The organism is Stenotrophomonas sp. SY1 (assembly GCF_021202945.1).
Classification (GTDB): domain Bacteria; phylum Pseudomonadota; class Gammaproteobacteria; order Xanthomonadales; family Xanthomonadaceae; genus Stenotrophomonas.
Map to the genome: position 1 here is coordinate 1 of NZ_JAJOYR010000009.1, position 1,031 is coordinate 1,031.

General features: G+C 63.9%; 3 protein-coding genes. All 3 read right to left on the reverse strand.

Annotated elements, in window-relative coordinates:
• The coding region (locus LR961_RS19095) for a hypothetical protein (protein ID WP_232151557.1) at positions 1-565 on the reverse strand (565 nt) is incomplete at its 3' end.
• A gap of 14 nt (positions 566-579) precedes the next feature.
• Entirely contained in the window at positions 580-825 is a 246-nt protein-coding gene (locus LR961_RS19100) for a hypothetical protein (RefSeq protein WP_232151558.1), read from the reverse strand.
• Positions 826-827: 2 nt separating this feature from the next.
• A partial coding sequence (rdgC, locus tag LR961_RS19105) for a recombination-associated protein RdgC (protein ID WP_232151559.1) occupies positions 828-1,031 on the reverse strand: 204 nt, incomplete at its 5' end.

Here is a 1,031-nt window from a genome sequence, read left to right on the forward strand (position 1 = left end):
ATGACGTGGTGGGTAGCGGGGTGAAGTCGAACGGGCGGTGCTTCGAGTACGCGGGGCCCTCGACGATCGGGATGCCGTTCCAAGTCATGGCCTGGACCTCGGTGTAGACCGGCTTGGCACGTTGACCGCGGATCCTTTCCGCCTTGCGTCGCGCGTTCTCTGCACGTGCTGCCGCCCTGGCATCGCATGCGATGCGATGGTTCGCGCCGCGGATCAGGGCGGCGAAGTCAACCGGGCTCAAGACGATCCGGGGCGGCCGCTTGCCAGCGATCTCGAAGTAGTCGGCGAGTTCCTTCACCCTATTTCGTAGGGCGCAGAACCTCTGCTTCTTGTCTCCGGCCGGCAACTGGCAAAGGTCGACGGTGGTGGTTGGCTCGGAAGGCTCAGGACCAGCCTGCTCTGTGGCGTCCGAGACGTCGTACCTGAGGAAGGTTACGGCCGCCTTGATAGCGTTCTGCCAGGCTTCGACCTGCTGGCCGCCGGCGTCGTACAGAGCCAGCAGACCGCCTTGCCCAGTTTTCCGAGCAGACCCGCCGCCGCGAATGATGGTGACCACGTCGGACATCTTGGTGAGCCTCATCACAGCTCTCCCACAGGTTCATCGTGGTACTGCGCGATCTCATCGAGGTCGCGCTGGAATTGATCGATTGCTGCGATGACCTTGTCCATAGCGGCCTCGACCATGGCGTCGTCGAGCGGATCCCACGCTTGGTTGATTGCGAGGACGCTGCAGCGCATGCGCTCACAGCGCAGCTTTGCCATGCGGCTCAGGCGCTTGGTGCTGATGCCGGCCTCTTGGGCTCTGCTGCGGGGTTTGCCGGCCATGATCAGCCCCCCGCCTTGGAGAGTTTGAATGCAGCCTCCAGCAGCAGGAACAGGCGGCGGACCTCACCGCTCTGCAGGGCGAAGCGCGCGTCGAGCTCAGCGCGGCGGCCGTCCTCGTCAATGTGCTCGAGCTTGTCGAGTGCGCCGTCCAGGAACTTCAGCTTCCGGACGATCATGTCTTCGCCCAGCACGAACGAGAGGTTGTC

Excerpts from the sequence above, each read along its gene's own strand:
- LR961_RS19100 (WP_232151558.1), bottom strand. The coding sequence starts at position 825 with ATGGCCGGCAAACCCCGCAGCAGAGCCCAAGAGGCCGGCATCAGCACC.